The sequence below is a fragment of the Arthrobacter sp. Y3223164 genome, assembly GCF_059091005.1.
Window position 1 is genome coordinate 1 of sequence record NZ_JBNHGF010000151.1, and the last position, 6,283, is coordinate 6,283.

The following is a 6,283-nucleotide window of genomic DNA, read 5'->3' on the forward strand; positions in this document are numbered from 1 at the left end:
ACCCGCCGGCGACGGCTGCGCGGTCTTCGGGGTCGCTCCCAGCGACTCGGCGATGGCCCGGCGGTTCGCCGGCGCGAGTTCCTGCTGCAGCCGGTCCAGGTCCTTGTCCTCGCCCAGCACCTTGCCGGTGCCGTCGAGCACGCGGAATGTCATGCGCAGGTGCGGCGGAACGGTCTCCCAGTTCCATGAGCCGGGCGGGATGATGTGTCCCTTCAGCCGGCGCAGGACCAGCTCCAGCGACGGCTCCAGGTCATCTTCGGCCGGATCGAAGTCCGCAGCCAGGGCCGCCGCCGCGCTCCGGGCAACGTCCGGGGCGGGAACGAAGTTCTTCCGGATCTGCTTGGGCAACGACTTGATCAGCGCGGTCACCAGCTCCACCCGCAGGCCCGGGATCTGCCAGCGGAACGGAGCCGCGTCCAGCTGGTTGAGGAACAGCACCGGCACGTGCACCGTTACGCCGTCCGACGGATCCGGGGTTGCCCCCGGTGCCACGGGCGAGAATTCATAACTCAGCGGGAGCTCGAAGGTCCCCTGCCGCCAGGTCTTCGGGAACGCCGAGGTGTCGAGTTCCTCGGCGTCGGCGGCCAGCACGGCATCCGGATCGAAATCCAGCAGCGTGGGATTCTCCGCCCGCGCATCCTTCCACCACTTGTCGAAGTGCCGTTCGGAGACCACCTCGGGGCCGATCCGTTTGTCGTAGAACTCGAACAGCGTTTCGTCGTCCACGCGCAGGTCGCGGCGGCGCATCCGCGTCTCCAGTTCCTCGACCTCGGCCAGCAGCTTGCGGTTGCGGTGGAAGAACTTGTGGTGCGTGCGCCAGTCGCCCTCCACCAGGGCATGGCGGATGAACAGCTCGCGGCTGAGTTCCCGGTCGATCCTGCCGTATTGGATGCGGCGCTGCGGGACGATCGGCACCCCGTAGAGGGTGACCTTCTCGTAGGCCATCACGGAGCCCATCTTCTTGGACCAGTGCGGCTCCGAATACGTGCGTTTGCACAGCTGCGGGGCAATCTCTTCGGCCCAGGCGGGATCGAATTTCGCCGCCACCCTGGCCCACAGCCGTGAGGTTTCCACGAGCTCGGCGGCCATCACCCAGTCCGGCGACTTCTTGAACAGCGCCGATCCGGGGAAGATGGCGAACCGGGTGCCTCGCGCGCCGGCATATTCGCGCTTGCGCTCCTCGTACACGCCGATGTGGCTCAGCAGGCCGGCGAGCAGGGACTTGTGGATGTCATCGTGCCTGCCCACGGGGTCGACCTCGTGTCCCGACTCCAGCGCGATGCCCAGCGGCTTGGCCAACTGGCGCAGCTGCGCGAACAGGTCCTGCCACTCCCGGACCCGCAGGTAGTTGATGAATTCCGTGCGGCACAGTTTGCGGAACTGGGTGGAGGAGAGCTCCTGCTGCCGCTCCTGCAGATAGCGCCACAAATTCAGGATGCCGGTGAAGTCGGACTTCTCGTCCACGAAGCGCTTGTGCTTCTCGTTGGCCTGCTGCTGCTTGGCCGCATTGTCCCCATGGGACCGTTCCCGGGGGTCCCGGATGGTCAGCGCCGCCGCCAGGACCATCACCTCGCGCACGCAGCCGCGTTGGCCGGCTTCCACGATCATGCGGCCCAAGCGCGGGTCCACCGGCAGTTGCGCCAGTTTGCGCCCGACGGCCGTGAGGCCCGACTTCGGCGCGGGCCCTCCCTTGGCGCCGGGCTCGGGCAGGGCGCCGAGTTCGCGCAGGAGGGTGACGCCGTCGTTGATGGCACGGGACTCGGGCGGCTCCACGAACGGGAAGGCTTCGATGTCCTTGGGACCGCGGGCCACGCCCATCGCGGTCATCTGCAGGATGACCGCGGCCAAGTTGGTGCGCAGGATCTCGGGGTCGGTAAACTCGGGCCGGGACTCGTAGTCCTCTTCGGAGTAGAGCCGGATGGCGATGCCGTCGCTCACGCGGCCGCAGCGGCCCGAGCGCTGGTTGGCCGAGGCCTGCGAGATGCGCTCGATCGGCAGCCGCTGGACCTTGGTCCGGTGCGAGTAGCGGGAGATGCGCGCGGTGCCGGTGTCGATGACGTACTTGATGCCCGGAACCGTCAGCGACGTCTCGGCCACGTTGGTGGCCAGCACTATCCTGCGCTGGCTGCCGGGGGAGAAGACCCGGTGCTGTTCCGCCAACGACAGCCGGGCGTACAGCGGCAGGATCTGGGTGCCGGCCAGCCGGCGGTTGGTCTTGATCCTGGCCGTGAGGGCGTCGGCGGCATCGCGGATCTCGCGCTCGCCGGAGAAGAAGACCAGGATGTCGCCGGGAGCCTCCAGGGACAGCTCGTCCACTGCGTCACAGACGGCGTCAAGCGGGTCGCGGTCTTCCTCCAGCACGTCCACGTCCGGGTTGTCGGGATCGGTGGCCGCCGGCTGGTTCAGCGGGCGGTAGCGGATTTCCACCGGGTAGGTCCGGCCGGAAACCTCGATCACCGGCGCCGGTGCGTCGTCGCTGCCGAAGTGCCGGGCAAAGCGGTCCGGGTCGATCGTCGCGGAGGTGATGATGACCTTCAGGTCCGGACGCTTGGGCAGGATCTGCTTGAGATAGCCCAGGATGAAGTCGATGTTGAGGCTGCGTTCGTGGGCCTCGTCGATGATGATCGTGCTGTACTTTTTCAGGAGTTTGTCGTGCTGGATTTCGGCCAGCAGGATGCCGTCCGTCATCAGCTTGATCCGGGTATCCCGGCCGACCTCGCCGGTGAAGCGGACCTGGAAGCCGACCTCCTGGCCAATCTTCACGTCCAGTTCCTCGGCGATGCGTTCGGCCACGGTCCGGGCGGCCAGCCGCCGGGGCTGGGTGTGGCCGATCAGCCCCTTCTCGCCCAGGCCCAGCTCCAGGCACATCTTCGGGATTTGTGTTGTCTTGCCGGAGCCGGTTTCGCCGGCGATGACGGTCACCTGGTTCGCGGCGATGGCCGCCGTGATGTCCTCGCGCCGCTCCGAAACCGGCAGGGCCGCGGGATACGTGATGTTCACAGCCATGATTGACCACAGTCTAGTCGCTGGGCCCGCTGCCCCGGACCGTCCGCACAGCGCGCACGGCCCGGCGTGCGTCCGTGGACATAAATAACTATCCGGCGACAAACGGATGCAATTTGTCCGGCGGGGGAGACGTATCTCATATGGTTGTCCTGACCCCGCGGTTCTGATTAGACAATGTGACTCGGTTCACAGGTAAGATCTTCAGGACGCTTCCGCAGGGTTGCCTGCCATAACCGCCGGCGCCGATGACGACGCCGCGTGTGGCGGACCGCTTCAGCCGCGCCGGGGAGGGGCGGCAAGGCGGAAAAGTGCCGGGCTATCCGGCACGTGACGGACATTTGAAAGGAACATCGTGAAGAAACGTTCGACCATGTTCGGCCTGGGGTCAGGCCTGCTGGCCACCGCCCTGCTTGTTTCCGCGTGCGGCAACGCGGGATCCTCCGAGGGCAATGCCGCCGAAGGCAGCACCGAATCGGTGGAGATCGGCATCAGCCAGATCGTCTCGCATCCGTCCCTGGACGCGGCCCGCGAAGGGTTCAAGAAGGCGCTGGCCGACAACGGCTACGTCGAGGGCGAGACCGTGACCTACGACGAGCAGAACGCGCAGGGCGACCAGGGCACCGCGACCTCCATCGCCGGCAAGTTCGCCAGCGACCAGAAGGACCTCATCCTGGCCATCGCGACGCCCACCGCGCAGGCGGCCGTGCAGGCAATCGCCGACACCCCGATCCTGTTCACCGCGGTTACCGACCCGGAGTCCGCCTCGCTGGTGGAAAGCATGGACGCTCCGGGATCGAACGTCAGCGGTACCTCGGACCGCAACCCGGTCGAGGAGCAGCTGGCCCTGGTCAAGGAGCTGAACCCGGACGCGAAGTCCGTGGGCATCGTCTACTCCTCGGGCGAGGTCAACTCCACCGTGCAGGTCGAATGGGCCAAGGAAGCGGCGAAGGAACTGGGCCTGGAGATCAAGGAAGCAGCAATCTCCAACTCCGGTGAAGTCCAGCAGGCCGCCGAGTCGCTCGACGTCGACGCGTTCTACGTGCCGACCGACAACAACGTGGTGTCCGCCCTCGAGTCCCTGATCCAGGTGGCCGAATCCAAGAAGATCCTGACGATTGCCGCCGAGGGCGACTCGGTGAAGCGCGGCACGGTGGCCACCTACGGCATCAACTACGAAAAGCTGGGCTACCAGACCGGCGAGATGGCCGTGAAGATCCTCAAGGGCGAGGCTGAACCGGCCTCCATGCCGGTGGAGACCCAGACCGAACTGGAACTCTACGTCAACCCGGCCGCCGCCAAGCGCATGGGTGTGACCCTGCCGGACGGCTACGCCGACACGGCCGACCACGTCTTCGAGTAAGCCCGACCTTCCAGCTCGAGCCGAAGAAGTCCGCAGTCCCTCCGGCGGCCGGCCAGCCCGGCCGCCGGATCGACGCCACGAGAGAACCAAGGTCTACTACCTATGATTACCGCGGTTGAGCTTGGGCTGATCTACGCGATCATGGCCCTGGGGGTCTACCTGACCTTCCGCATCCTCGATTTTCCCGACCTGACGGTCGACGGCAGTTTCACCACCGGCGCCGGAGTCGCCGCCATCAGCATCATCAACGGCATGCCGCCGGTCATGGCCACCATCCTGGCCTTCATCGCCGGTATGGCTGCCGGCACCGTCACCGGCCTGCTGCACACCAAGGGCAAGATCAACGGCCTGCTGGCCGGCATCCTGACAATGATCGCCCTCTATTCCATCAACCTGCGCATCATGGGCCGGGCCAACCTGCCGCTGTTGCGCGAAGAAACCCTGATCACCCCGCTGCGCGAGTCGGGGATGCTCGGCGGCATCGGCGCCATCGCCATCTTCCTGCTGGTCGCCCTGGTGGTGAAGGTGATCATGGACTGGTTCCTGCACACCGACATCGGACTGGCCATGCAGGCGACCGGCGACAACGAACAGATGATCCGCAGTTTCGGCGTCAGCACGGACAACCAGAAGATCCTGGGCCTCGCCCTGTCCAACGGGCTCGTGGCCGTCTGCGGCGCGTTCATCGCCCAGTACCAGGGGTTCGCCGACATCGGCATGGGCATCGGCCTGATCCTGGCCGGCCTGGCCTCGGTGATCATCGGCCAGGCGATCTTCGGAACCCGCCTGATCTGGATCGCCACCCTGGCCGTGGTGCTCGGTTCCGTACTGTACCGCGTGGTCATCCAGCTGGCCCTCCAGGCCGGCCTGCAGCCGAACGACATGAAGCTGGTCTCGGCCGTGCTGGTGGTCATCGCGCTGGTGCTGCCGCAGTGGAAGGTCTTTCGCCGCGTCGGCGGGCTCGGAAAGATGAAGAAGTCCCTGACGGGAGCGAAGGGCTGACATGCTGGATATCAAGAACGTTCACAAGACCTTCTTCGCGGGCACCGTCAACGAGCGCGTCGCCCTGCAGGAGATCAACCTGTCCCTGGCCGCCGGCGAATTCGTCACGGTGATCGGCAGCAACGGTGCCGGCAAATCGACCATCCTGAACATCACCTCCGGCAAGCTGCGCCCCGACGTCGGCACGGTGAGCATCGACGGCAACGACGTCACCAGGCTCGCCGACCACCAGCGTGCCCGCTTCGTCGGCCGCGTCTTCCAGGACCCGATGGCGGGAACGTCACCGGAGATGACCATCGAACAGAACCTGGCCATCGCCTACGAACGCGGTAAGCGCCGCGGATTGCGCCCCGGCGTGACCCGCAGGAAGCGCGAATTCTTCAAGGAAGAGCTGCGTTCGTTGGAGCTCGGGCTGGAGAACCGGCTCAAGGCCAAGGTCGGCCTGCTCTCGGGCGGCCAGCGGCAGGCGCTGTCGCTGCTGATGGCCACGTTCAGCAGCCCGAAGATCCTGCTGCTGGACGAGCACACCGCCGCACTCGACCCGCAGCGTGCGGAGCTGGTCAGCCGCCTGACCGCCGAGGTGGTGGACCGGCACCGCCTGACCACGCTGATGGTGACCCACAATATGGAGCAGGCGCTCCGGCTGGGCACGCGGCTGATCATGATGCACGAGGGCCGGATCATCCTGGACCTCGACCAGGAACAGAAGCAGAAGGCCACCGTGCCGGACCTGCTGCATGAGTTCGAGAAGATCAAGGGCGTGGTCGACGACCGCACCATGCTCCAGTAGCGTCCGCGCTGCAGGAGCCACCGGCATCGGACCGGGTCGACGTACGACGGCGGCTGTCCCACCTAGGCGGTAGGGGCGGCCGCCGTTCCCGTGCCGGCCGCGGCAGCCAGCCGGCCCGCGAGCTC

At 66.5% G+C, this 6,283-nt stretch carries 4 protein-coding genes; 3 read left to right on the forward strand and 1 reads right to left on the reverse strand.

Translation table 11 applies throughout. The features are described 5' to 3' along the window. Positions 1-3,006: ATP-dependent RNA helicase HrpA (gene hrpA / locus AC5RUJ_RS09270; RefSeq protein ID WP_494155785.1), on the reverse strand; the 3,006-nt coding region annotated here is incomplete at its 3' end. A 370-nt stretch (positions 3,007-3,376) separates the two neighbouring features. Here hrpA and AC5RUJ_RS09275 point away from each other — a divergent pair. From AC5RUJ_RS09275 to AC5RUJ_RS09285, 3 genes are all read left to right on the forward strand, one after another. Continuing rightward, entirely contained in the window at positions 3,377-4,366 is a 990-nt protein-coding gene (locus AC5RUJ_RS09275) for an ABC transporter substrate-binding protein (RefSeq protein WP_494025781.1), read from the forward strand. A gap of 102 nt (positions 4,367-4,468) precedes the next feature. Then, on the forward strand, positions 4,469-5,368 hold the full coding sequence (locus AC5RUJ_RS09280) for an ABC transporter permease (RefSeq protein ID WP_493979031.1): 900 nt from the start codon (positions 4,469-4,471) through the stop codon (positions 5,366-5,368). A gap of 1 nt (position 5,369) precedes the next feature. Next, entirely contained in the window at positions 5,370-6,158 is a 789-nt protein-coding gene (locus tag AC5RUJ_RS09285) for an ABC transporter ATP-binding protein (protein ID WP_494012440.1), read from the forward strand. Positions 6,159-6,283: the final 125 nt, after the last annotated feature.